Origin of the sequence: Actinobacillus arthritidis, from assembly GCF_029774155.1 — a bacterium.
Classification (GTDB): Bacteria; Pseudomonadota; Gammaproteobacteria; order Enterobacterales; family Pasteurellaceae; genus Actinobacillus; species Actinobacillus arthritidis.
This window is the reverse complement of the sequence record NZ_CP103833.1, coordinates 894531-918375: the sequence shown is the minus strand read 5'-3', so window position 1 is coordinate 918375 and position 23845 is coordinate 894531. Positions and strand designations below refer to the sequence as shown.

General features: G+C 38.9%; 21 protein-coding genes, 2 tRNA genes, 1 other RNA gene, 1 pseudogene and 1 riboswitch. Of the genes and pseudogenes, 19 read left to right on the top strand and 6 right to left on the bottom strand.

Annotated features, from left to right (window positions below):
* Positions 1 to 40: 40 nt before the first annotated feature.
* The 19 genes and pseudogenes from citC to recO all read left to right on the top strand — a co-directional run bounded on the left by citC (position 41) and on the right by recO (position 19246).
* Entirely contained in the window at positions 41 to 1090 is a 1050-nt protein-coding gene (gene citC, locus NYR89_RS04305; RefSeq protein ID WP_279446486.1) for a [citrate (pro-3S)-lyase] ligase, read from the top strand.
* Positions 1091 to 1150: 60 nt separating this feature from the next.
* Positions 1151 to 1438 (top strand): citrate lyase acyl carrier protein, encoded by a 288-nt coding sequence (gene citD / locus NYR89_RS04300; protein WP_279446485.1) that lies wholly within the window; start codon positions 1151 to 1153, stop codon positions 1436 to 1438.
* A gap of 8 nt (positions 1439 to 1446) precedes the next feature.
* Positions 1447 to 2323 (top strand): annotated as a pseudogene (gene citE, locus NYR89_RS04295) (citrate (pro-3S)-lyase subunit beta).
* A gap of 12 nt (positions 2324 to 2335) precedes the next feature.
* Complete coding sequence (gene citF / locus NYR89_RS04290) at positions 2336 to 3838, top strand: citrate lyase subunit alpha (RefSeq protein WP_279446484.1); 1503 nt, start codon at positions 2336 to 2338, stop codon at positions 3836 to 3838.
* Between the two features lie 76 nt (positions 3839 to 3914).
* A complete protein-coding gene (gene citG, locus NYR89_RS04285) occupies positions 3915 to 5279 on the top strand; it encodes a triphosphoribosyl-dephospho-CoA synthase CitG (protein WP_279446483.1) in 1365 nt (454 codons plus the stop codon).
* 198 nt (positions 5280 to 5477) lie between these two features.
* Positions 5478 to 6743 carry a malic enzyme-like NAD(P)-binding protein gene (locus NYR89_RS04280; RefSeq protein ID WP_279446482.1) on the top strand — a complete coding sequence of 422 codons (1266 nt, stop codon included), beginning with the start codon at positions 5478 to 5480 and terminating at the stop codon, positions 6741 to 6743.
* A 184-nt stretch (positions 6744 to 6927) separates the two neighbouring features.
* On the top strand, positions 6928 to 7212 hold the full coding sequence (gene rplY / locus NYR89_RS04275; protein ID WP_279446481.1) for a 50S ribosomal protein L25: 285 nt from the start codon (positions 6928 to 6930) through the stop codon (positions 7210 to 7212).
* A gap of 132 nt (positions 7213 to 7344) precedes the next feature.
* An RNA gene (gene rnpB / locus NYR89_RS04270) (RNase P RNA component class A) lies at positions 7345 to 7731 on the top strand.
* Positions 7732 to 7790: 59 nt separating this feature from the next.
* The gene (locus NYR89_RS04265; RefSeq protein WP_279446480.1) at positions 7791 to 8432 is read left to right on the top strand and encodes a DUF1007 family protein; all 642 of its coding nucleotides are present in this window, start codon (positions 7791 to 7793) and stop codon (positions 8430 to 8432) included.
* Entirely contained in the window at positions 8423 to 9424 is a 1002-nt protein-coding gene (locus NYR89_RS04260; protein WP_279446479.1) for a nickel/cobalt transporter, read from the top strand. Before NYR89_RS04265 ends, NYR89_RS04260 begins: the two co-directional genes overlap by 10 nt.
* Before the next feature lie 101 nt (positions 9425 to 9525).
* The gene (locus NYR89_RS04255; protein WP_279446478.1) at positions 9526 to 10977 is read left to right on the top strand and encodes an alanine/glycine:cation symporter family protein; all 1452 of its coding nucleotides are present in this window, start codon (positions 9526 to 9528) and stop codon (positions 10975 to 10977) included.
* Positions 10978 to 11155: 178 nt separating this feature from the next.
* A riboswitch (TPP riboswitch) is annotated at positions 11156 to 11248 on the top strand.
* A gap of 217 nt (positions 11249 to 11465) precedes the next feature.
* Positions 11466 to 12266, top strand: a complete 801-nt coding sequence (gene thiM / locus NYR89_RS04250) for a hydroxyethylthiazole kinase (protein WP_279446477.1) — start codon at positions 11466 to 11468, stop codon at positions 12264 to 12266.
* The gene (thiD, locus tag NYR89_RS04245) at positions 12259 to 13077 is read left to right on the top strand and encodes a bifunctional hydroxymethylpyrimidine kinase/phosphomethylpyrimidine kinase (RefSeq protein WP_279446476.1); all 819 of its coding nucleotides are present in this window, start codon (positions 12259 to 12261) and stop codon (positions 13075 to 13077) included. Before thiM ends, thiD begins: the two co-directional genes overlap by 8 nt.
* A gap of 2 nt (positions 13078 to 13079) precedes the next feature.
* Positions 13080 to 13736 (top strand): thiamine phosphate synthase, encoded by a 657-nt coding sequence (gene thiE, locus NYR89_RS04240; RefSeq protein ID WP_279446475.1) that lies wholly within the window; start codon positions 13080 to 13082, stop codon positions 13734 to 13736.
* A 178-nt stretch (positions 13737 to 13914) separates the two neighbouring features.
* Positions 13915 to 15705 carry a translation elongation factor 4 gene (gene lepA / locus NYR89_RS04235; protein ID WP_279446639.1) on the top strand — a complete coding sequence of 597 codons (1791 nt, stop codon included), beginning with the start codon at positions 13915 to 13917 and terminating at the stop codon, positions 15703 to 15705.
* 109 nt (positions 15706 to 15814) lie between these two features.
* Positions 15815 to 16774: a signal peptidase I gene (gene lepB, locus NYR89_RS04230; RefSeq protein ID WP_279446474.1), complete on the top strand. Its 960-nt coding sequence runs from the start codon at positions 15815 to 15817 to the stop codon at positions 16772 to 16774.
* Between the two features lie 93 nt (positions 16775 to 16867).
* Positions 16868 to 17536, top strand: coding sequence for a ribonuclease III (gene rnc, locus NYR89_RS04225; RefSeq protein WP_279446473.1), 669 nt, complete (start codon positions 16868 to 16870; stop codon positions 17534 to 17536).
* Positions 17537 to 17593: 57 nt separating this feature from the next.
* Positions 17594 to 18508, top strand: coding sequence for a GTPase Era (era, locus tag NYR89_RS04220; protein WP_279446472.1), 915 nt, complete (start codon positions 17594 to 17596; stop codon positions 18506 to 18508).
* A 15-nt stretch (positions 18509 to 18523) separates the two neighbouring features.
* Positions 18524 to 19246, top strand: coding sequence for a DNA repair protein RecO (gene recO, locus NYR89_RS04215; RefSeq protein ID WP_279446471.1), 723 nt, complete (start codon positions 18524 to 18526; stop codon positions 19244 to 19246).
* A 327-nt stretch (positions 19247 to 19573) separates the two neighbouring features.
* On the opposite strand, the gene NYR89_RS04210 is transcribed toward recO, so the two are convergent.
* From NYR89_RS04210 to NYR89_RS04185, 6 genes are all read right to left on the bottom strand, one after another.
* A tRNA-Cys gene (locus NYR89_RS04210) sits at positions 19574 to 19647 on the bottom strand.
* Positions 19648 to 19667: 20 nt separating this feature from the next.
* Positions 19668 to 19743: transfer RNA gene (locus NYR89_RS04205), tRNA-Gly, on the bottom strand.
* Between the two features lie 216 nt (positions 19744 to 19959).
* On the bottom strand, positions 19960 to 21180 hold the full coding sequence (gene rhlB / locus NYR89_RS04200) for an ATP-dependent RNA helicase RhlB (protein ID WP_279446470.1): 1221 nt from the start codon (positions 21178 to 21180) through the stop codon (positions 19960 to 19962).
* A 100-nt stretch (positions 21181 to 21280) separates the two neighbouring features.
* On the bottom strand, positions 21281 to 21586 hold the full coding sequence (locus NYR89_RS04195; RefSeq protein WP_279446469.1) for a DUF4298 domain-containing protein: 306 nt from the start codon (positions 21584 to 21586) through the stop codon (positions 21281 to 21283).
* A gap of 84 nt (positions 21587 to 21670) precedes the next feature.
* Positions 21671 to 23314 (bottom strand): bifunctional UDP-sugar hydrolase/5'-nucleotidase UshA, encoded by a 1644-nt coding sequence (gene ushA / locus NYR89_RS04190; protein WP_279446468.1) that lies wholly within the window; start codon positions 23312 to 23314, stop codon positions 21671 to 21673.
* A gap of 77 nt (positions 23315 to 23391) precedes the next feature.
* Positions 23392 to 23754, bottom strand: a complete 363-nt coding sequence (locus NYR89_RS04185) for a diacylglycerol kinase (RefSeq protein ID WP_279446466.1) — start codon at positions 23752 to 23754, stop codon at positions 23392 to 23394.
* Positions 23755 to 23845: the final 91 nt, after the last annotated feature.

Sequence of the window (23845 nt, the reverse complement as noted above, 5' to 3'; positions counted from 1 at the left end):
ATTCAGTTAATTTTTTATTTTTCATCAAAGAATTAGAACTATGCAGTTTGAACGAGTAAGCACAAACAATCAAGCGAGAAATAGCAAAAAAATGGCGGAGATTATCGCTTTTCTTGCTCAAAATAATTTGTCGCTTGATAAACAAATCGAGGCGTTTGTGCTTGCTTATAATGAACAGGATCAAATCGTCGCTTGTGGTGGGCTAGCTGGTAATATCATTAAATGTGTCGCAATTAGTGAAACTTACAGAGGCGAAGGATTGGCGTTAAAACTGGCTTCGGAACTGATTGATCTCGCTTATAGTTATCAACGTAGTGAATTATTTATTTTTACCAAGCCTGAATATGAGTCGTTATTCCATGCTTGTGGATTTTATACGATATCAACTGCTTATCCTCACGTTGTGTTATTGGAAAATAGTCGCACACGCTTAACCAAGCAATGTGAAAAATGGCATAACAATAAGGTGGTAGGCGATAAAATTGGTGCAATCGTGATGAATGCAAATCCGTTTACCTTAGGTCATCGTTATCTTATTGAGCAAGCACTAAATCAATGTGATCATCTATATGTTTTTGTGGTTGAGGAAGAAGGGTCACAATTTTCCTATCAAGATCGTTTTTATTTAGTTAAACAAGGTACGTGTGATTTAGAGCACCTTACTTTACTGCAAAGTTCTCCATATATTATTTCTCGAGCAACATTTCCTGATTACTTCCTGAAAGAAAGAGGTGTAGTGGAAGCCTCTTTTTTAGAAATAGATTTACGCCTTTTCCGCCAATATATTGCTCCTGCATTAGGCATTACACACCGTTTTGTCGGAACTGAGCCATTGTGTGCAGTTACTGCGGAATATAATCGAAAGATGCGTTATTGGTTGCAAGAAGCAGAAATGGAAAGTCCTACCATTCAGGTGGTTGAAATTGTGCGAAAAGAAGAAAACCAGCAACCAATTTCGGCTTCAAATGTTCGGAAACTTTATGCTCAACAGCGTTGGGACGAATTAGAGGCATTATTGCCAGCCAGTACATTAACATTTTTAAAAATGAGGCTTTCGTATAAGCGGTCAAATTTCACAGAAAATTTGTAGCAGAAACCTTTATTTATCAGCATTTCATTTAATTCTATTATTTATATTAAGGAACGCATTATGCAGATAACCAAAGTTGCCGTTGCAGGCACATTAGAATCTAGCGATGCACAAGTGCGAATTGCACCTGCAAGCACACTGGAAATAGAACTGAACAGTTCAGTAGGTAAACAATTTGGTGACGATATTTTGGCAACGATTAAAGACGTGTTGGCTAAATTTGAAGTCACTGCGGCACAAGTGATCGTGGAAGATAAAGGTGCATTGGATTGCGTCCTTCGTGCGAGAGTAAAAGTCGCAATTTTCCGTGCCACCGATGAACAAATTGATTGGGAGAAAGCACTATGAGCCAAAAAATAAGATTAAGAAGAAGTATGCTTTTCGTACCCGGTTCAAATGCGGCAATGATCAGCAATACGTTTATCTATAAACCGGATTCAATTATGTTTGATCTTGAAGATGCAGTAGCGTTAAAAGAAAAAGATTCTGCTCGTATCTTAGTGGCTCACGCTCTCCAACATCCACTTTATAAAGAGATTGAATGCGTAGTGCGGGTAAACCCATTAGATTCTGAATTTGGTTTAGCTGATTTAAATGCGGTTGTACGTGCCGGCGTTGATATTGTGCGTATGCCGAAAACCGAAACGGCACAAGATGTAATTGATATGGACAAAGCGATTACGGAGATCGAAAGAGCGTGTGGTCGTGAAGTTGGTAGTACGTTAATGTTAGCGGCGATTGAATCACCACTTGGTATTACGCAAGCAAACCAAATTGCAACCGCTTCAAATCGTTTAATCGGTATTGCACTAGGGGCGGAAGATTACGTACGTAACCTCAAAACGGAACGTTCTCCAGAAGGTATCGAATTATTATTTGCACGTTGTTCTATTTTACAAGCAAGACGTGCGGCTGGTATTCAAGCGTTTGATACCGTTTACTCAAATGCAAATAACGAAGAAGGTTTCTTAGCGGAAGCAAGCATTAATCAAACAATTAGGTTTTGATGGTAAATCATTAGTGAATCCTCGCCAAATTGAGTTGCTACACAACTTATTTGCACCAACCCAAAAAGATGTAGATCAAGCGAAACGCATTATTGAAGCGGCAGAAGAAGCAAAACGTAATGGTTTAGGGGTGGTATCGCTCAACGGTAAAATGATCGATGCACCAATTATTGATCGTGCAACATTAGTGCTTGAACGTGCAAAACACGGTATTCGTGAGGAATAAGGGGGAACCGCTATGACAACAAGAGAACAACGTATCGCAAAATTTAATGGTGGCAAACCGGTTTACCAAGCTGTACCGAAAGCAGAATCACTCGTTCGTACCGCAAAAGACCGTAAGGTGTGCGATAGTCTCGAAGACGCAATTCGCCGTTCAGGTTTAAAAGATGGTATGACCATTTCATTCCACCACGCATTCCGTGCAGGCGATTTTGTCGTGAATATGGTGATGGAAAAAATTGCGGCAATGGGTTTCAAAAACTTAACACTTGCTTCAAGTTCATTAATTGACAGCCATTTCCCAATCATTGAACACATTAAAAACGGTGTAGTAACGAAAATTTACTCATCAGGTATTCGTGGCAAATTAGCGGACGAAATTTCGAAAGGGATTTTAAAAGAACCAGTAAATATCCATTCGCACGGTGGTCGTGTTCACTTAGTAAAATCGGGTGAATTAAAAATCGACGTAGCATTCTTAGGTGTGCCAATGTGCGATAAATTCGGTAATGCAAACGGCTTTAGCGGTAAAAGCAAATGCGGTTCTTTAGGCTATGCCCGTATTGATGCGGAATATGCGGACAAAGTGGTGCTTTTAACTGAAGAGTTTGGTGAATATCCGTTAAATCCGGCAAGTATTACACAAGACCAAGTGGATTTAATCGTTCAAGTTGATGAAGTGGGCGATCCGAAAAAAATCGGTGGTGGTGCAACCCGTATGACCACAAACCCACGTGAACTTTTAATTGCTCGCAAATGTGCGGAAGTGATTTTCGGTTCAGGTTATTTCAAAGACGGTTTCTCATTCCAAACTGGTACCGGTGGTGCATCACTTGCGGTAACACGCTTCTTAGAAGATAAAATGCGTCGTGAAAATATTACGGCAAGTTTTGGTTTAGGCGGTATCACTTCAACCATGGTAGCATTACACGAGGCTGGTTTAATCAAAAAATTAATCGACGTACAATCATTCGATAAAGATGCGGCGGAGTCATTAGCTCGCAACCCAAATCATATTGAAGTATCAGCAAACCAATATGCAAACTTCAGTTCAAAAGGTGCATCGGTTGAACGTTTAGATATCGTGGTACTTTCAGCACTTGAAATCGATACGAAATTCAACGTCAACGTATTAACCGGTTCAGACGGCGTGATTCGTGGTGCGTCAGGTGGACATTGTGACACAGCCTCATCAGCACAAGTAGCGATCATTGTTGCGCCATTAGTACGTGGTCGTATCCCTTGTGTGGTAGAAAACGTATTAACGTGCGTAACGCCGGGTGAAAACATTGATATTTTAGTGACTGATCATGGTGTGGCAGTGAACCCGAAACGCCCGGATTTAATTGAAAAATTAACCGAAGCGGGCGTGGAATTATTCACAATCGAGCAACTTTGTGAACGTGCATACAGTATCACAGGTAAACCGAAAGAAATTGAGGTAACTGATCAACCGGTAGCGGTAGTACGTTATCGTGATGGTTCGGTAATTGATGCGGTATATGCAGTAAAAGAATAATTGCTATACTATTGTTATTGTAGGGCGTGCCGAGCACGCCTTTTTTATTCCTATTTATCGATAAGTCACAAGCGGTATGATTTCCCAAAAATTTTGTAAAAACTTTTCTCTCGAAGGCGAAGAAATTTCTCTCGAACAGCTATTAACAGCACGTGAGGAACGTGCATTCTTACAACAAGAATGCCTTGAAAAATATCAGCAAACGTTATTGTCCGTCACTTTAACCGCCGTAGGTGGGGTGAAGAAAAACGAATTGCTCGATTATATTTTTGCAAGATGTTTGGAAAATCTGAGTGCTTTATTTAAAAAATTAGATATTTCACCGACTGTGGAGTTTATTCGTCCGCTCGTTACAGGGCATGAGGCGATCTTTGTGTTGCCGATTGACGCGGTAACGTTAAAAAAGGCCTGTATTGAATTAGAAGATAGCTCACCGCTTGCCCGTTTGTGGGATATTGATGTTGTCACTCCAAATGGAGAATTATTGAATCGGACAGCATTGGGTTTCCCTCCTCGCTCTTGTTTATGTTGTGCAGAAAATGCCAAACTTTGTGCCAGATCACGTACACATTCTATCGAACAAATTCTTACACAGATGCAACAACGTGCTTCAGACGATTTCTTCGCACAGCAGATCGCAGAAGCGACTTATCAGTCGCTTTTACAAGAAGTGTATCTTACGCCGAAACCCGGTTTGGTTGACCGTCGAAATAATGGTTCGCATAAGGATATGAATGTGCAAACCTTTGAGCGTAGTGCATGTGCCTTACGTCCGTTTTTTGCACAATTCGTTTTGAAGGGAATTGAAGCAAGTGTATTGCCTAAATCGCAAATTTTGTCAGAAATTCGACCGCTTGGTATGGTCGCCGAAAATGCGATGTTACAGGTAACCAATGGAGTAAATACCCATAAAGGTGCGATTTTTGCTTTTGGATTGGTTTGTTGTGCTATCGGACGTTTGTATATGAATAATGCCGGTGACAATGTGGAACTTTCACAACTTTTTGATTTAGTGGCACAATTTGCAAAAGGACTCACAGCGGAATTGCAAAATTATCCTGAAAATCTACCGCTTACACATGGCGTCAAATTATATCGAGAATATGGTTTAACCGGTGCAAGAGGTGAAGCAGAGAGCGGGTTGAGGACGGTCGTTCATTGTTTGGCACAATTCGGAAACCAAGCACAGCCGGATTTACATCAAATTTTCTTATGGTTGATGGCACATAATGATGATACGAATGTGGTGCATCGAGGTGGAATGGATGGTTTAACTTTTGTGAAACAGCAAGCGGCTGAAATTTTACGCAATGCGACTACTAAATCAGAAATGATTTCCGCTTTAGAAAAACTTGATAACGAATGTATCCACCGTAATATTAGCTGTGGCGGTAGTGCGGATTTACTGGCATTAGTTGCCTTCTTTCTATCAATTAGATAGGGAATGTTCATACCTAATTCGAGTAGTTTTTTTGTTAAGTTTAAACTAATGTTAAAAATTAGATCTAAATCACACAAAAATGCTAAATTTTGCAGTACAATCAAGACGTTTTTGAATAGTATAGAGATAAGTAAGTGATTATCTTCTATATTAATAACTAAACACATCATCAATTATATTATGTTAAAGGATGTATCCATGAGCGATTTAAAACAACAAGCATTAGACTTCCATGAATTTCCAGTACCGGGAAAAATTTCTGTTACGCCAACCAAATCTCTTTCAACACAACATGATTTAGCATTAGCGTATTCTCCAGGTGTAGCAGAACCTTGCTTAGAAATTGAAAAAGATCCTTCAGCGACTCGTCGTTATACCGCTCGTGGTAACTTAGTGGCAGTAATTTCAAACGGTACAGCCGTACTTGGTTTAGGTAATATCGGTGCATTAGCGTCTAAACCGGTAATGGAAGGTAAGGGTGTATTATTCAAAAAATTTGCCGGTGTTGATGTATTTGATATCGAAATTAACGAACATGATCCGGATAAATTAGTCGATATTATTGCATCGTTAGAGCCAACTTTCGGTGGGATCAACTTAGAAGATATTAAAGCGCCGGAATGTTTCTATATTGAGAAAAAATTACGTGAGCGTATGGGCATTCCTGTATTCCATGACGACCAACACGGTACGGCTATTATCGTAGGCGCAGCGACTGTAAACGGTTTACAAATCGTGGGGAAAGATATTAGTGAAGTTCGTTTAGTAGTTAACGGCGCGGGCGCATCTGCAATTGCTTGTACCAACCTATTACGCTCATTAGGTTTCAAAAAAGAAAATATTACGATGTGCGATTCTAAAGGAGTGATTTACCAAGGTCGTGGCGATAATATGGATGAAACCAAACAATTCTATGCGATTGAAGATAACGGTTGGCGTACGCTTGCGGATGCAGTAGCGGGTGCGGACGTATTCTTAGGCTGTTCTAAAGCGGGTGCATTAAGCCAAGAGATGATCAAAACCATGGCAAAAGATCCGTTAATTCTTGCATTAGCAAATCCAGTGCCGGAGACAACACCACACGAAGCAAAAGCTGTACGTGCGGATGCGATCGTATGTACCGGTCGTTCAGATTATCCGAACCAAGTAAATAACGTGCTTTGCTTCCCATTCTTATTCCGTGGTGCATTAGACGTAGGTGCAACCACTATTAATGAAGAAATGAAAATGGCGGCACACGCAATTGCGGATTTAGCGAAAGAGCCGGTTCCATTTGAAGTATTATCAACTTACGGTGAATTGTCATTCGGCCCAGATTATGTAATTCCAACTCCATTTGACCCACGTTTAATTGTGGCGGTTTCATCAGCGGTTGCGAAAGCGGCAATGGATTCAGGCGTGGCAACTCGCCCGATTACCGATTGGGATGCGTATGCAAAACAAGTAAAAGCACTTGTAGCTTAATTGTTTAAATAATGAAAAGAGGCGATACTATTCGCCTCTTTTTGTTTTGCATTTTGTTAGAAAAATGCGTAGAATACGCACTCGACTTTTTTAGTCGAAATTCTTTTGTGAAATAGCTGGGTCGCCTGCTATTTTTTATATTCACGGAACGTTATGTTCCTTTTTACTTTAAGAGAATCAAACAATGTCATTCAAATTTGAAGCTGAAGTTCGTTCTGCGCAAGGTAAGGGTGCGAGCCGCCTGCGTCACAATGGTCAAGTTCCTGCAATCATCTACGGTGGTAACGCAGAGCCTGTATCAATCATCTTAGATCACGATAAAGTAAACAACGCACAAGCACACGATGCGTTCTATAACGAAGTATTAACTATCGTTGTAGCGGGTAAAGAAGAGCAAGTTAAAGTACAAGCGATTCAACGTCACCCAACTAAGCCAAAATTAGTTCACTTGGACTTCAAACGTGCTTAATTTTAGTTCGTAATGAAGATTATAAATGGGATTAAGTTCTTCGGAGCTTAATCCTTTTTTATTTGCCAATAATTTACCAAACAAGCGGTTAATTATTGGCAAAACTTTGTAAATCCGCTATACTCGCTATTCTGAGTTGGTTAGACAATCGCTGGTTTATTGAAGCCCTTAATTGTTCGTAAGAACGACCTAGTGGGACAAGTAAACGAGAGGAAAGTCCGAGCTACATAGGGCAGAGTGCCAGATAACGTCTGGGCGGTGTGAACCGACGACCAGTGCAACAGAGAGCAAACCGCCGATGTACATTAGTGCAGGTAAGGGTGAAAGGGTGCGGTAAGAGCGCACCGCGTGGGTAGCAATATTCCACGGCACGGTAAACTCCACTCGTAGCAAGACCAAATAGGAACTCAATGGATGGCCCGTCCAGAGTTCGGGTAGGTTGCTTGAGCTTGTGTGTGAATGCAAGCCTAGAGGAATGATTGTCCGCGACAGAACTCGGCTTATCGACCAACTCACTTTATTTTAAAAAAGCGAACAGGGTAACTTGTTCGCTTTTTTGTTTTTATAAGGAGAATTGAATGAAGTTGATTAAATTTATACTTATTTGTTTAATTTCATGTATTACATCACAAGCTATTGCCCATCCTCATTCTTTTATTGATCTTAAAAATGAAGTGTTATTAGAGGGGACGACTTTAAAAGGTTTCCAAATGGAGTGGACGATGGATGAGATCGCTTCGGCAGAGTTAATTTATGAGGTAAAAAGTAGCTCTGATAGAGAAGCAACTAAAAAATCCATTACAGCAGAAATGGTACAAACGGTGATCGAAAATCATTATTTTAGCTATTTATATAATGCAAAGAACGAACCGTTAAAGTTTACGACCAAACCGAGTGATACCACATTTAGAATTGCAGATAAACGTGTGGTTTTTTATGTTACTTTTTACTTAAGTCAGCCTTATGATTTAACAAATAATCCGGTACGTTTTTATACTTATGAACCGAGTTACTATATGGCGATGGAATATAATAATAAACAGGATTTAAGTATTAGTAATCAAGAATGTAAAGTATCTTTAGAACAGCCACAAGTGAATCAGTCATTGCGTTTATATGCTTCAAGTTTAGATAAAACGCAAACACCGGATATGCCGGACGAAGACGGTAATTCATTAGGTGCGCAATTTGCTCAGAAAGTGGTGGCGGTATGCGAATAAAAGCAAAAGGGTCGCTATGGATAGCGGTCATTTTTTGTCTGATTTTTACCCTTTACCAAAGTTATCCTTTCTTACTTTTTAAAGTAATGGAATGGCAGAGGGCGTTTAATCAGCAATTATCCGGTTCTCTTTCCGCCTTAGCAGAAAATAGTCGACAGGCGGGTATTACATTAATTGTAATCAGTTTCTTATATGGCGTGTTTCACGCAGTTGGGCCTGGTCATGGTAAGTTTATTTTAACCAGTTACCTTTCACTAGAGAAAACAGAATTGCGACAGGCAATGAATATCAGTTTACTTTCTGCTCTAGTGCAAGGTTTGGTGGCTGTATGTTTAGTTTCGATAATTATTGTTATGTTTACGCTTTCTCGCCATTATTTCAATTTAACCTTGAAATGGATTGAGCGTGGCAGTTTCCTTTTAATGATCTTATTTGGTTTTTACTGGTGTATTAATGCTATTCGAGCATTACGCCCAAAAGTAAAATCAATACCTAAAATTAGCCGTATAACGGCTGTAAATTTGCAAAAAAATGACAAAATTACACCGCTGGTACAGCCTTCCCTGCATATACATGCTGAGCATTGCGGTTGTGGACACCAACACCTTCCTTCAGCTGAACAAATGCAACGTTTAAACGATTGGAAAAGTAAATGGCTGATTATTATGAGTATTGGGGCTAGACCCTGTTCCGGCGCAATTTTAGTTCTATTTTTAGCTTACACTTTAGATTTATATTGGTGGGGAGTTTTAGCCGCATTAGTCATGGCAATCGGCACAGGTATGACCTTGAGTCTTTTGGCATGGCTGGTACTTTTGGCCCGCAATAAAGCGATAGGGTTAAGTTCTTGGTATTTTTCGACACAAACGAATCAATATTTTTCGTTAGGATTAAGAGTTTGTGCCGGTATCGCATTAATGATTTTGGGTATGATACTTTTTCATAGTAGCTTTATTGATGCCGTTTCAAACGGTGGATTGTTAAAACGATAAATTTTATTTATTGAAAAGATTGAAAAAACTTTTCAAACGTTAAAAAATCATTAAAATGCAAACGTTTTCGTTTTTTATTTTTTACATTATAGAGGTCTTTGATGGATTTTATTGTTTCAGGTTTTGAAAATGTCCTGACGTGGATCGTGAATACGATTGATGGTCCGCTATGGGATATTACGATTTTGATTCTTTTAGGAACAGGACTCTTTTTTACGATTACGACCGGTTTTGTTCAACTTCGATTATTACCTCGCAGTTTACGTGAAATGTGGGGAGGCCGTTCGGCAGAAGGTGAATCTTTAACACCTTTCCAAGCGTTTACAACCGGCTTAGCTAGCCGTGTTGGCGTGGGTAATATCGGTGGTGTGGCAACGGCAATTGCTTTAGGCGGTCCGGGGGCGGTATTTTGGATGTGGATAACAGCGTTAATGGGAATGAGTTCGGCATTTGCAGAATCATCATTAGCACAGTTATATAAAACTCGCGATCCGAATGGTATGTTCCGAGGCGGTCCAGCATATTATATTACACGCGGTTTAAAATTTAAGCCGATGGCGATTGCATTTGCTGTAACATTAATTTTTACCTTTGGTTTTGCGTTTAATGCTGTACAGTCTAATTCTATTGTTGCGGCAACCAGTAAAGCATGGGAATGGAACGGAGAATATGTTGGTTTAGTATTAGTTATCGTAACCGGAATCATTATTTCTGGTGGGGTAAAACTTATCGGACAGGTGTCTGCGAAAGTTGTGCCAATGATGGCGTTATTCTATCTGATTATTGCAGTAATCATTTTAGGGATGAATATCGAACGTGTTCCGGCAGTACTTGGACTAATTATTGATAGTGCCTTTGACTTTTCTGCAGCGACTGGCGGTATGTTTGGAGCTTTGGTATCAAAGACAATGTTAATGGGGATTAAACGTGGTTTATTCTCCAATGAAGCGGGTATGGGTTCTGCACCAAATTCAGCGACGACTTCGGATGCAAAACATCCTGCAAGCCAAGGCTTAATTCAAATGTTAGGCGTATTTGTCGATACAATGGTGGTTTGTACTTGTACCGCAGTAATTATTTTAATGTCTGATAACTATGGCAATGAAACATTAAAAGGCGTTGAATTAACCCAAACAGCATTGCAATACCATTTAGGTGAATTTGGCTTACATTTCTTAGCATTCATCTTATTATTATTCTGCTATACCTCAATTATTGGTAACTATGCGTATGCGGAAACCAATATCCGTTATATCAAAAACAAACCTTGGTTTGTTTGGGGCTTTAGAATTATCGTGTTGTTCTTTGTTTATTTTGGTGCGGTACGTGATGGTGGTATTGTTTGGGCATTCGCTGATACGGTAATGGCATCTATGGCAGTAATTAACTTAATTGCCATTTTAATTCTTGCTCCAATCGTATGGCGTTTATTGAAAGACTATATTCGTCAGATTAAGGCAGGACAAGAGCCAGTCTTTAAGATTGAAGAACATCAAGATTTAATTCACCGAGGCGTAGATCCATTAATTTGGAAATCTAAAAATAATGAATAGATAACATATTGGTGTTAGAAGAAGCGATAATATCTTATAGGTATTATCGCTTTTTTATATCTGGTAATGCTATTAATATGGATAAAAATAGATCGATTGTTGATTAAATATGTGAGTTTCCTCTCATTTCTGAAATTATCCAGTTGGATTTTTTCAGTAAGTTATTTAGACTAATACTAATTTTTAGTCGGGGTGCCTTCAATGAGGCTGAGATTAAACCCGTGAACCTGATACAGTTAATACTGACGTAGGAAACTAATATGCCAATCTTTATTTCTCTTACCCTTTCCTTTTTCTTGTCATTTTTTTGTTGCTATTCATTTAAACCATCACAGTCATTTCTGTAATGGTTATATCTGTGTCTGAGATAAATAAGATGAATAGTCGCGTGCATTTATTTTTATGCATGATAAGAAATCTTATGCCTCCTTGAGTAAGGATGACTTATCTATTTGCGTCATTTTTTACACTTACCCATGGAGATAAATATGAAATCAAATTATTTAGAACAAATTCGCCAGCAAAATCCTCTTATATACAATATGACTAATGTGGTTGCCGCTCATTTTGCGCCTAATGGCTTACTCGCTATCGGTGCTTCACCATTAATGTCCACCGCTATTGAAGAAGCTGAAAGTTTGGCAAAAATTAGCAATGCACTCCTTATCAATATTGGTACGGCAAGTTCAGCAGAAGTGGAAGCGATGTGTTTAGCTGGGAAAATTGCGAATCAAGCAGAAATCCCTGTTGTATTGGATCCGGTTGGAATTGCCGCAACGGATTACCGCTACCAGACAGTGATGAGACTGTTAGATGAAATTCATTTTTCGGTGATTCGGGGAAACTTAGGTGAAATAGCCACACTAGCCGAACTAAATTGGCAAACTAAAGGGGTCGATGCAGGTAATGGAACGGCAAATATTGCAGAGATAGCGCATTATGTAGCGAATAAATATCAATGTGTAGTTGCTGTTAGTGGAAGTATTGATTATATCAGCGATGGCAAACGCTTAGCGAAAATTGCCAATGGTACGCCATTATTTCCCAAGATTACGGCTTCGGGCTGTTTGCTTGGATCTGTATTGGCGACATTTAATGCCGTTGCGACAAACGGTCAAATTTTTGAGGCAACTTGCGAGGGCGTAGCGGCGTATGCTATTACCGGTGAATTGGCTGAGAAAGGATTACCCACTAATGCATTTGGTTCATTCAATATTGCATTATTAGATCAGCTTGGCGCGCTTTCTGCCGATACAATCGAAAAATACGGGAGGGTCTCTTATGAGTAAGATTAGTCAGGCTTTAACCATCGCAGGTTCGGACAGCGGTGGTGGTGCAGGGATTCAGGCGGATCTGAAAACGTTCCAAATGCGAGGCGTTTTTGGCACTTCGGTTCTTACTGCAATTACTGCTCAAAATACGTTAGGCGTATTCGATATTCATTCTGTACCGTTAAGTACGATTGAAACTCAGATCAAAGCAATTGCAGAAGATTTTCAAATCTCAGCCTTTAAAATCGGAATGTTAGGTACGGCAGAAGTGATTGAGTGCGTGGCAAATGCTTTATGTCAGTATAATTTTGGTAAATTAGTGCTTGATCCAGTCATGATCGCCAAAGGTGGCACGCCACTATTACAACAAGATGCGATTAGTGCATTACAAACGTATTTGTTACCGTTAGCGGATGTGATTACGCCGAATCTGCCCGAAGCGGAAGCCTTAACCGGTATAAAAATTATCGATGATTCGACCGCTTATCAGGCGACAAAAAAATTGCAAGATTTAGGTGTGAATACTGTGGTGATTAAAGGCGGGCATTTGGCGGATTCGCAAAGTACGCATTGCCGTGATTGGATTTTTACTCCAACGACTCATTTTATTTTGGAATGTCCACGTTTTCCAACTCGTCATACACACGGTACCGGCTGTACGTTTTCTGCTTGCGTTACGGCGGAATTAGCCAAAGGACAAGCGGTCGAAACTGCAATAAAAATTGCAAAAGACTATATCAGTGCGGCAATTTCGCATCCGCTGAATATTGGCTATGGATATGGGCCGACTAATCATTGGGCTTATCAAGATTTACTCATAGAGGAATGATTATGCATGATATCCAACAAATGCTTAAACTTTATTTTATTGCCGGTACACAAGATTGCCCTAAGCCGACTGAAGATCGAGCTAAGAATCTCTTTTTGATTTTAGAACAAGCATTGCAAGCGGGGATTACTTGCTTTCAGTTTCGTGATAAAGGTAATAATTCATTAGAAGCTCAGCCACAAGCCCAAAAAGCATTGGCGATTCAATGCCGTGATTTATGTCGCCGATACAAGGTTCCGTTTATTGTGGATGATAACGTAGCATTAGCGATAGAGATTGATGCGGACGGTGTGCATGTTGGGCAAAAAGATATGTTGCCAATCATGATTCGGCAGATGACGAATAAACCGTTGATTATCGGTTTATCGAATAATACCTTAGAAGATCTTTGGCGTTCCGAACAAATGATTGAGGTGGATTATTGCGGACTAGGTCCTGTTTTTCCGACTAATTCCAAAGAAAAGCATAATCCGCCGATTGGTTTGGATTTTGTCAAAAAAGCCCGTGATGCGGGAATTCGCAAGCCGATCGTGTCTATCGGTGGCGTGAAATCAGAGCATGTAGCAATGCTCAAACAAAACGGAGCAGACGGCGTAGCAGTGATTACCGCAATTAGTTTAGCGTCGGATGTTCCAAAAGCAGTCAAATTATTACTGTAAACAGTTACTTGAACAAGCGGTCTTTTTTCCGGATTTTTTGTAAAATTTCTCGAAAAAACGACCGCTTGCTTTTTTGTGCTTTTCCTTTCCAAAGCAACGGATTTAAAGTAGAATTGGTCGGTTAATTTCCCTTTTAAATAAATTTATTACAACACAGGACATTTATTGCCCGATGAATATGAAAAACATTCGTAACTTTTCAATTATTGCTCACATTGACCACGGTAAATCAACGTTATCCGACCGTTTAATCCAAACTTGCGGCTTATCGGATCGTGAAATGGAAGCACAAGTTTTAGACTCGATGGATTTAGAGCGTGAACGCGGTATTACTATCAAAGCCCAGAGCGTAACGCTTAACTATAAAGCGAAAGACGGTGAAACTTATCAATTAAACTTTATCGACACACCGGGACACGTAGACTTCTCTTATGAAGTTTCTCGTTCGCTTGCCGCTTGTGAAGGTGCATTATTAGTGGTTGATGCCGGTCAAGGGGTTGAGGCTCAAACATTAGCAAACTGCTATACCGCGATTGAAATGGATTTAGAAGTGGTGCCGATTTTAAATAAAATCGACTTACCGGCGACAGAACCTGAACGAGTGGCGGAAGAAATCGAAGACATCGTTGGTATTGATGCGATGGATGCGGTACGTTGTTCGGCGAAAACCGGTGTAGGTATCGAAGATGTATTAGAAGACATCGTGAAAAAAATCCCGGCACCGGAAGGCGATCCTGAAGCACCGTTACAAGCATTGATTATCGACTCATGGTTCGATAACTATTTAGGTGTTGTGTCTTTAGTGCGTGTGAAAAACGGTTCAATCAAAAAAGGCGATAAAATTAAAGTAATGAGTACCGGTCAATCGTACAACGTTGATCGTTTAGGTATTTTCACGCCGAAACAAGTTGATACCACAGAATTAAAAACCGGCGAAGTGGGTTGGGTAGTGTGTGCGATTAAAGATATTTTAGGTGCACCAGTGGGCGATACTTTAACCCATCACCACAATTCGGCAACCGAAGTGTTACCGGGCTTTAAAAAGGTTAAACCGCAAGTCTATGCCGGTTTATTCCCAATTAGCTCAGACGACTATGAGGCATTCCGTGACGCATTAGGTAAATTAAGTCTGAATGACGCATCGCTTTTCTATGAACCAGAAAACTCAACCGCATTAGGTTTCGGTTTCCGTTGCGGTTTCTTAGGCTTATTACATATGGAGATCATTCAAGAGCGTTTAGAACGTGAATATGATCTCGATTTAATTACTACCGCACCAACGGTAGTTTACGAAGTGGTTCAAACCAATGGCGAAACCATTTATGTCGATAGCCCGGCAAAATTACCGCCAATCAGTAATATTGCGGAAATTCGTGAGCCGATTGCCGAATGTAATATGCTTGTGCCGCAAGAGTATTTAGGTAATGTGATTACCCTTTGTGTGGAAAAACGTGGCGTACAAACCAATATGGTGTACCACGGCAATCAAATTGCGTTAACTTACGAAATCCCAATGGGTGAAGTGGTATTAGATTTCTTCGACCGCTTAAAATCGACTTCTCGCGGTTATGCATCATTAGATTATGGTTTCAAACGTTTCCAAACCGCAGATATGGTGCGTGTCGATATTATGATCAATGGTGATCGTGTGGATGCGTTAGCATTAATCGTACATAAAGATAATGCACCTTACCGTGGTCGTGAATTGGTAGAAAAAATGAAAGAGTTAATTCCACGCCAGCAATTTGATATTGCGATTCAAGCGGCTATTGGTAATCACATTATTGCCCGTTCAACCGTAAAACAATTACGCAAAAACGTATTGGCGAAATGTTACGGTGGTGACGTGAGTCGTAAGAAAAAACTTCTACAAAAACAAAAAGAGGGTAAAAAACGGATGAAATCTCTTGGTAATGTAGATGTACCGCAAGAAGCATTCTTAGCGATTCTTCATGTAGGTAAAGACTAATCATTTACCACGGAATAGCTAGAAATCACGGAATATAAGCGGGTTAATTTTCGTAAAAGTTTGCCGACTATATTCCGTTGTTTTCAATAGATAAATAAGGGAGAAAACAATGGCACAAGTGATGCCAATTATATTTATCGCCATTTTATACGGTGTTTGGAAAACATTAGATTCAATGCAATTACCCAACACAATCTCTATTTTATTGGTTTCATTAGTGGTGATTTGTGGTGGATTTTGGACGTTTTATAAATTTAGTGCCGATCCGCGTCGTAAAGCGGCAATGGCAAGAGAATCAAAACGCTTAAATCGCCCATTAACTGAGGAAGAAAAAGCAGAAATCCAACCTCGCTCAGCGATTGGCGATTTTTTTGCTTCACTATTTGGCGTATTATTTTTTGTTACCGTGTTACGTTCATTTATTTTTGAGCCTTTTCAAATTCCGAGTGGCTCAATGGAACCAACTTTGCGTGTCGGAGATTTTTTAGTCGTTAATAAATTTAGTTATGGGATTAAAGATCCGATTTGGCAAAAGACTTTAATTGAAACAGGTCATCCTGAACGAGGTGATGTAATTGTATTTAAAGCACCTAAACAGGCTCACGTAGATTACATTAAACGTGTCGTTGGCGTGGGTGGAGATCGTGTTAAATACGATTCCCAAACACAAAAATTGACGGTTACTGGCACAGATGGAAAACAAGTCGTATTTGAATATGATGAAGGTAAGCCAAATGCAGATTTCTTCTATCATGGTGAAATGCAAGTAGAGCGTACGGAAAAAGGTGATGTAACCCATCAAATCTTAAATAACCCGTTTGCATTTAATTATGCACCGTATCTATATGCTCAAGAGGGACAACCTTCAGGAGAATGGATTGTTCCGGAAGGACATTACTTTGTGATGGGCGATAATCGTGATAATAGTGAAGACAGCCGTTTTTGGGGATTCGTACCAGAACAAAATGTAGTTGGTAAAGCAACATTTATTTGGTTAAGTTTAGATAAAAAACCGAATGAATATCCAAGCTACTTACGTTTTAATAGAATGTTTACTTCGATCAACTAATATTTAAATAAGTAATAATACAAGCAGGTTTATTTTGTAAGATATCGGCAAAATACAATCGCTTGTATTTTACTTTATTTTAGAATCAATAATATGCAACTCGAAAGATTACAGAAAAAACTCGGTTATCAATTTTTAAACCGTGATTATCTTCTACAAGCATTAACACACCGTAGTGCGGGTGCTAAAAATAATGAACGCTTGGAATTTCTTGGCGATTCAATTTTAAATTTTGCTATCGGCAGAGCGTTATTCGATCAATTTCCTAAAGCAAATGAAGGTGAGTTAAGTCGTATGCGAGCAACATTAGTACGTGAACAAACGTTAGCGATTTTAGCTCGTCAATTCGATTTAGGCGAATATATGAAACTAGGTGCGGGCGAATTAAAAAGTGGTGGCTACCGCAGGGAATCGATTTTATCTGATTGTGTAGAAGCGATTATTGCCGCAATTTATCTTGATTCAGGAATGGAAAATGCCATTAAGCAAGTTGTGTTATGGTATCAAGATCTTTTAGCGGAGATTAAACCGGGCGATGCACAAAAAGATCCGAAAACACGCTTACAAGAGTTTTTACAAGGGCGTAAATTACAGTTACCAACCTATGAAGTGATTGATATTAAAGGTGAAGCACATAATCAAACCTTTAAGGTCACTTGTAAAATTGAAACATTCGATGAAACTTTTATCGGTGTTGGTACCAGCCGTCGCAAAGCGGAACAAAATGTCGCTGAACAAGTGCTGGTAAAATTAAATAAATAATTTATAGCGGCAGAATAAAAGATAATAAAGGTATTCTGTCTGCATCAAGGAATAACAATGACAGAACAAAATCAACAACCTAAAACTTATTGTGGCTTTATTGCCATTGTTGGTCGTCCGAATGTCGGCAAATCAACATTATTAAATAAAATTTTAGGTCAAAAAATTTCGATTACCTCTCGCAAAGCGCAGACAACACGTCACCGTATTGTTGGTATTCATACCGAAGATCAATATCAAGCGATTTATGTCGATACACCGGGACTTCACATTGAAGAAAAACGTGCAATCAACCGTTTAATGAATCGTGCGACAAGCTCGGCAATCGGTGATGTGGATTTAATTATTTTCGTGGTTGAAGGTACAAAATGGACTGATGATGACGAAATGGTGTTAAATAAATTACGTGCGGCAAAAGCACCGGTAGTGTTAGCGATTAATAAAGTTGACAATATTAAAGAAAAAGATGAATTATTACCGCATATTACCGAGCTTTCGCAAAAATTCGATTTTGCGGAAATTTTACCAATCTCGGCACAACGTGGTAAAAATGTGCATATTCTACAAAAAATTGTACGTAAGTCCTTACGTGAAGGGGTTCATCATTTCCCTGAAGAATATGTTACTGACCGTAGCCAACGCTTTATGGCATCTGAAATTATTCGTGAGAAACTGATGCGTTTCACCGGTGAAGAATTGCCGTATTCGGTCACGGTCGAAATCGAACAATTTAAACTGAATGAGCGTGGCACTTATGAAATCAACGGTTTGATTTTAGTGGAGCGTGAAGGTCAGAAGAAAATGGTAATCGGTGCAAAAGGTCAAAAAATCAAAACCATTGGTACTGAAGCCCGTGCCGATATGGAACGTTTATTTGATAACAAAGTTCACTTGGAATTGTGGGTGAAAGTGAAGGCTGGTTGGGCAGATGATGAACGTGCATTACGTAGCTTAGGCTATATGGACGAGTAATTTCTGAAATAAATCATGATAGAAAATTGGCATCGAGGATTTGTTTTACACCGCCGTGAATATAGTGAAACAAGTTTGTTAGTGGACTTTTTTACCGAAGATCACGGACGGATTACCTTACTTGCCAAAGGTGCAAGACGTCCTCGTTCGCCATTAAAAGCGGTGCTACAGCCATTTACACCATTATTATTACGTTGGAGTGGAAAAGGGGAGCTAAAAACGCTAATCAAAGCAGAACCGGCTTCATTAACTCTACCAATGCAAACTTTAGCGTTATATAGCGGCTTTTATGTAAATGAAGTGCTTGCAAGAGTATTAGAAAATCGGACCGCTTATCCGGAACTCTTTCAGCATTATCTGCAATGCGTAACACGTTTAGCAACGCAACCGGATAGCCTTGAAGCAACGTTAAGAGTATTTGAATTTCATACTTTAAAAGCATTGGGTTATGGGGTGAATTTCAGCGTATGTGCCGCAACCGGTGATCCGGTATCGCCATCAATGACTTATCAATTTCGAGAAAACGAAGGTTTTATTGCGTCATTATTGCAGAATAATTACAGTTTTCTTGGTAAAGATTTATTGGCTTTCGAACAGCTGGATTTTTCTGATAAAGCCACCTTACACGCGACAAAACGCTTTACTCGCATTGCACTTAAGCCCTATTTAGGTTCCCAACCACTTAAAAGTAGAGAGTTATTTCAGCGTATTTTGCCAAATAAACTCAAAAGTGGCTAAATTGAGTCTTATAATATTCTAATTAATCGCCCATAGCGAAAGTTATGGGCGTTTTTTATAACCGAATTTTTGTTTACTAGCCAATTTTTATCAATATAGTGATTTATTGAAATATGAATTTTTCGAGGAGATGTACGAAGCTAACTGGCTGTAAAGATTAAGATAGCTATCAGCAAGTATAAGAACAATTTACCTGCATCTAAGCCAAATATACTAGAAACCTCTGGTACAATATGATCAAATAAAATTAAGAGATATCCCAAAATGAATACATAGATAATAAAACGATCTAATTCCATATCAGTATTATTTTGATTTTATAAATAATGGAGGCGTGTACCGGAGTCGAACCGATCTACATGGATTTGCAATCCAGTGCATAACCGCTTTGCTAACACGCCATATAGGAGAGATTTAAAAATGGAGCGGGAAACGAGGCTCGAACTCGCGACCCCGACCTTGGCAAGGTCGTGCTCTACCAACTGAGCTATTCCCGCATTTGAGTAGTTCGTAAGGAACGAGGTGCATTTTACGGATTTTGGACTTGATGTCAAACACTAATTTTATAAATATTTTTCGAATGATGAAAAAAAGATCATAATGATTAATTTTTAAGAAAATTAGGGTAAGTTATTAAGTATTATGTGTATATATTCATTAAAAAACCGGTTATGTGAAATAACCGGTTTAGATAAAAGTCAAGTATTAACTTTTTAACGTTTCTTATTTTGTGAAAAAGACTTAGTCCGTGAACGCATAGGTTTAGGGAGATTTAATAATGCACTACTATCATATTGGCTAACTGGAATGTGATGACCGATATATTCTTCAATTGCCGGTAAATTCACTGCATAACGTTCGCAGGCAAAGCTGATTGAGTGACCGCTTTCTCCAGCACGCCCTGTTCGCCCGATACGGTGTACGTAATCTTCGCGATCATCTGGTAAATCATAATTAAATACATGAGTAACTTCAGGAATATGTAAACCTCGAGCAACAACATCAGTTGCGACTAAAATATCTAGGCTACCTTTAGTAAAGCTGTCTAATAATGCTAAACGTTTCTTTTGGGCGATATCGCCGGTCAGTAATCCGACACGATGTCCGTCAGCGCCTAAATATTGCCAAATTTCTTCACATTTATGCTTAGTATTCGCAAAGATCATACAACGTTCAGGCCATTCTTCTTCGAGTAAGGTCAGTAAAAGAGCCATTTTATCTTCATTAGACGGATAGAACAGTTCTTCTTTTATACGATGTCCGGTGCGTTGAAGTGGCTCGATTTCGATATATTGTGCATTATCCATATCTTCATAAGCTAATTCTCGAACACGAGGGGAAAGTGTTGCGGAAAATAGCATCGTTAGACGTTGTTCCGGTTTTGGACATTTACGCATGAGATAACGAATATCTTTAATGAATCCGAGATCAAACATACGATCGGCTTCATCTAAAACAACAACTTGTATCTTGTCTAAATTGATAATGCCTTGTTTTACGTAATCAATTACTCGGCCAGTCGTACCGACTAAAATATCTACGCCTTGTTCGATAGCTTGTACTTGCTTTTCATAACCGTCACCGCCATAGGCTAGTGCTAATTTTAACTCGGAATGTTTTACTAATAATTCAGCATCAGAACCAATTTGTACGGCTAATTCACGGGTCGGGGCGAGTATTAATGCACGAGGTTGATGTTTTGCGGTTTGTATATCATTGCTGAGTAAATGATGAAAAGTTGCAACCAAAAACGCCATTGTTTTACCCGTACCAGTCTGAGCTTGTCCGGCAATATCATTGCCAGCTAGTGTAATTGGTAGTGTTTTTGCCTGGATTGGTGTGCAAAACTCAAATCCTTTGCTATCTAATGCCGCAATAACATTTTCGTGAATTGGAAAATCAATAAAACGTTGTTCGGTAAGATGTTTTGACATCACAAATCTCCTTTTGATTAATCGTTTGTGATGACTAGCATAGCACAGATACGGAATCTTGAGTAGGACACTCTTGTTGTGAGAAATAGATCAAAAACGATTATTCTTTTGGGAAATCGTCTAATAATGCAATAATTTTACTCATTTGTTCAGTAAGTTCTCGTTGTTCGGTTAATACATTCCAAATAGCATCTTGAGATAAAATACTGTAATTACCTTGAGTATCCAGTTTAATGTGATTTGCATTGTCGTATAAATCTAGCCATTCTGGGGAGGTGTAGAAGAGGCTTAACTGTTGGCTGAGTTTAATTGCCTTGTGCCAGTCAGCTAAACTATTTTCCAGTTTGGGTAATAATTTAAGTAGTTCGCCATATTGATCTTGTATTTGTTGAATATGATTAGTCATTGGCCATAAATTTCCTGAAAAATTTGAGTAAATCGGTAGAAAAAAAGCTAAGCATTTCTGCTTAGCTTTGGAGTGTATTATAGATTATTTAAAAATAACGTCGTCTTTTGGATCAAATTTACTTGCATCGATCACTTTATTTTCTTCGAAGTATTTTTTTAGCATTTCGGCGTCAATAAAACCGGTATTTACATAGCTAGGGTGTTTTTTCATCACCGGATAGCCGTCACCACCAGCAGTCAAGTAATCAGGAATAGAAACTTTATAAGTTTTATTCGGATCAAATGCTTTACCAGCAATTTTAATATCTGAAATTGTTTTTGCCGCACGGTCTACAACCATTGAAATGCCTGCAAACTGAGGATAACCGCCAGTATCGACTTCTTTTAATGCAATGGCGGTTAAGAAATCAATTAATTCTTGACCTTTTAAATCAAGCGTTGAAATCATATTTCCGAAAGGTTGTACGGTTAACAGCGTTTTATAGGCTACATTACCTTCTTCAATAGAAGCACGGACACCGCCAGAGTTCATAATACCGATATCCGCTTTTACACGTTCTTTTTGTGATTGAGCAATTAAGCGGCCTAAATTAGTTTGCACAAAGCGAACGTGTTCTCGTTTACCGTCCAAGTGTCCTTTCACTTCACCGACTTTTACACCTAATAATTTATCACCTTCATCTTGATATTTTTTTAGATGCTCAAAAAGTGCTTGGTCCGCTTTAATTTCTGTTTGATAGAGCTGATATTCTTTTTTACCATCTTCTTTTTTAATCGTTTTCTTCAAATTGATTGGAATAAGCTCGTACTTAACTAAAGTGGTTTTACCATTTTTAAATTCAAAATCTGCTCGACCGACATATTTCCCCCATTCGCCTGCTTGCATAATCCAAGTACCGTTTTGGAAATCAGGTTTACAGCTTTCGCCCGGTGTAAATTTCGCTTTAAATTGCCCTTGTTCATCAAAACATACAGTATCGTGCGTATGACCGCCGATAATGACATCGAATGAACCTTTATCCAATGTTCTTGCCATTGTTACATCACCGGGAGCATTGGTACCGTGTTTTCCATCTAAATACCAACCCATATGCGTTAAAGCAATTTTCACATCGGCTTTCTCAGTCTGGTTAATTTTAGTAAGTGTGTCTTTTGCAGTTTGGATAGGATCTTTGAAGATCACATTTTCGGTTACATCAGGATTGCCAAGTTTACCCGTATCTTCGGTGGTTAAACCGACAACAGCCACTTTTAAACCCTGTTTATCAAGCATTACGTAAGGTTTTACTAATTCTTTATTCGTATTTTTATTAATAACATTTGCTGAAATAAGTGGGAATTTTGCCCATTTTTCTTGCATAGTTAATACTTGAAGAGGGAAATCAAATTCATGATTACCTAATACCATTGCTTCATAACCGATTGCATTTAATCCTTCATAATCAGGTCGAGCGTTTTGCATATCTGATTCTGGTACACCGGTATTAATATCTCCAGCATTTAAAATAATGGTAGAACCACCTTTAGCTTCAACTTCTTTTTTGATGCTATCAATCAGTGTTTTTTGTGCGGCTAAACCATATTCTCCTTTTTCATTTTGCCAAAAGTGACCATGAATATCATTAGTATGTAAGAGTGTAAATGAGTAGGTTTTATCTGCTTGATATGCCATCGCAGAAGTTGCTGAAAGTAGTGCGATAGACAAGACAGTTTTATTAAATTTCATAATAATCTCCATTTGAACTATATAAAAAAATAGGCGGTAGATAAAATAGTTATACTATCGCATCTATCGCCTTCTCCTTAAAAAATAAGAATGAATAACCAAGTAATTGCCAGTAATACCATCGCCATAAAGACGGTCGCTGAACCGATATCTTTTGCTCGACCTGATAATTCATGGTATTCCGAGCCGATTCGATCAACAACAGATTCTACGGCACTATTTAGAAGCTCTGCAATTAAAACTAAAAAAACAGTACCAAGTAATAATATTTTTTCGATGACATCATTTCCTATCAATAAGGCAAGAGGAATGAGGATAATTGATACCCATACTTCTTGACGGAAAGCCGCTTCATGAATATAAGCGACTTTTAGACCCTTAAGAGAATATCCGGTTGCTCGAATAACTCGTTGAAAATTCGCTTTATTTTCTGGTTTCATTTGAATCTCTATTTAATCAACACTTGGTTAAAACTAGGTATTATTCTACCTGAAAGACGTTTAATTGAGAAAATTATTTTTATGACTCGCT

What these genes read in the sequence shown, in the direction of transcription:
- citC (WP_279446486.1), top strand. Translation starts at nt 41, where the DNA reads ATGCAGTTTGAACGAGTAAGCACAAACAATCAAGCGAGAAATAGCAAA.
- citD (WP_279446485.1), top strand. Translation starts at nt 1,151, where the DNA reads ATGCAGATAACCAAAGTTGCCGTTGCAGGCACATTAGAATCTAGCGAT.
- citF (WP_279446484.1), top strand. Translation starts at nt 2,336, where the DNA reads ATGACAACAAGAGAACAACGTATCGCAAAATTTAATGGTGGCAAACCG.
- citG (WP_279446483.1), top strand. Translation starts at nt 3,915, where the DNA reads ATGATTTCCCAAAAATTTTGTAAAAACTTTTCTCTCGAAGGCGAAGAA.
- NYR89_RS04280 (WP_279446482.1), top strand. Translation starts at nt 5,478, where the DNA reads ATGAGCGATTTAAAACAACAAGCATTAGACTTCCATGAATTTCCAGTA.
- rplY (WP_279446481.1), top strand. Translation starts at nt 6,928, where the DNA reads ATGTCATTCAAATTTGAAGCTGAAGTTCGTTCTGCGCAAGGTAAGGGT.
- NYR89_RS04265 (WP_279446480.1), top strand. Translation starts at nt 7,791, where the DNA reads ATGAAGTTGATTAAATTTATACTTATTTGTTTAATTTCATGTATTACA.
- NYR89_RS04260 (WP_279446479.1), top strand. Translation starts at nt 8,423, where the DNA reads ATGCGAATAAAAGCAAAAGGGTCGCTATGGATAGCGGTCATTTTTTGT.
- NYR89_RS04255 (WP_279446478.1), top strand. Translation starts at nt 9,526, where the DNA reads ATGGATTTTATTGTTTCAGGTTTTGAAAATGTCCTGACGTGGATCGTG.
- thiM (WP_279446477.1), top strand. Translation starts at nt 11,466, where the DNA reads ATGAAATCAAATTATTTAGAACAAATTCGCCAGCAAAATCCTCTTATA.
- thiD (WP_279446476.1), top strand. Translation starts at nt 12,259, where the DNA reads ATGAGTAAGATTAGTCAGGCTTTAACCATCGCAGGTTCGGACAGCGGT.
- thiE (WP_279446475.1), top strand. Translation starts at nt 13,080, where the DNA reads ATGCATGATATCCAACAAATGCTTAAACTTTATTTTATTGCCGGTACA.
- lepA (WP_279446639.1), top strand. Translation starts at nt 13,915, where the DNA reads ATGAAAAACATTCGTAACTTTTCAATTATTGCTCACATTGACCACGGT.
- lepB (WP_279446474.1), top strand. Translation starts at nt 15,815, where the DNA reads ATGGCACAAGTGATGCCAATTATATTTATCGCCATTTTATACGGTGTT.
- rnc (WP_279446473.1), top strand. Translation starts at nt 16,868, where the DNA reads ATGCAACTCGAAAGATTACAGAAAAAACTCGGTTATCAATTTTTAAAC.
- era (WP_279446472.1), top strand. Translation starts at nt 17,594, where the DNA reads ATGACAGAACAAAATCAACAACCTAAAACTTATTGTGGCTTTATTGCC.
- recO (WP_279446471.1), top strand. Translation starts at nt 18,524, where the DNA reads ATGATAGAAAATTGGCATCGAGGATTTGTTTTACACCGCCGTGAATAT.
- rhlB (WP_279446470.1), bottom strand. Translation starts at nt 21,180, where the DNA reads ATGTCAAAACATCTTACCGAACAACGTTTTATTGATTTTCCAATTCAC.
- NYR89_RS04195 (WP_279446469.1), bottom strand. Translation starts at nt 21,586, where the DNA reads ATGACTAATCATATTCAACAAATACAAGATCAATATGGCGAACTACTT.
- ushA (WP_279446468.1), bottom strand. Translation starts at nt 23,314, where the DNA reads ATGAAATTTAATAAAACTGTCTTGTCTATCGCACTACTTTCAGCAACT.
- NYR89_RS04185 (WP_279446466.1), bottom strand. Translation starts at nt 23,754, where the DNA reads ATGAAACCAGAAAATAAAGCGAATTTTCAACGAGTTATTCGAGCAACC.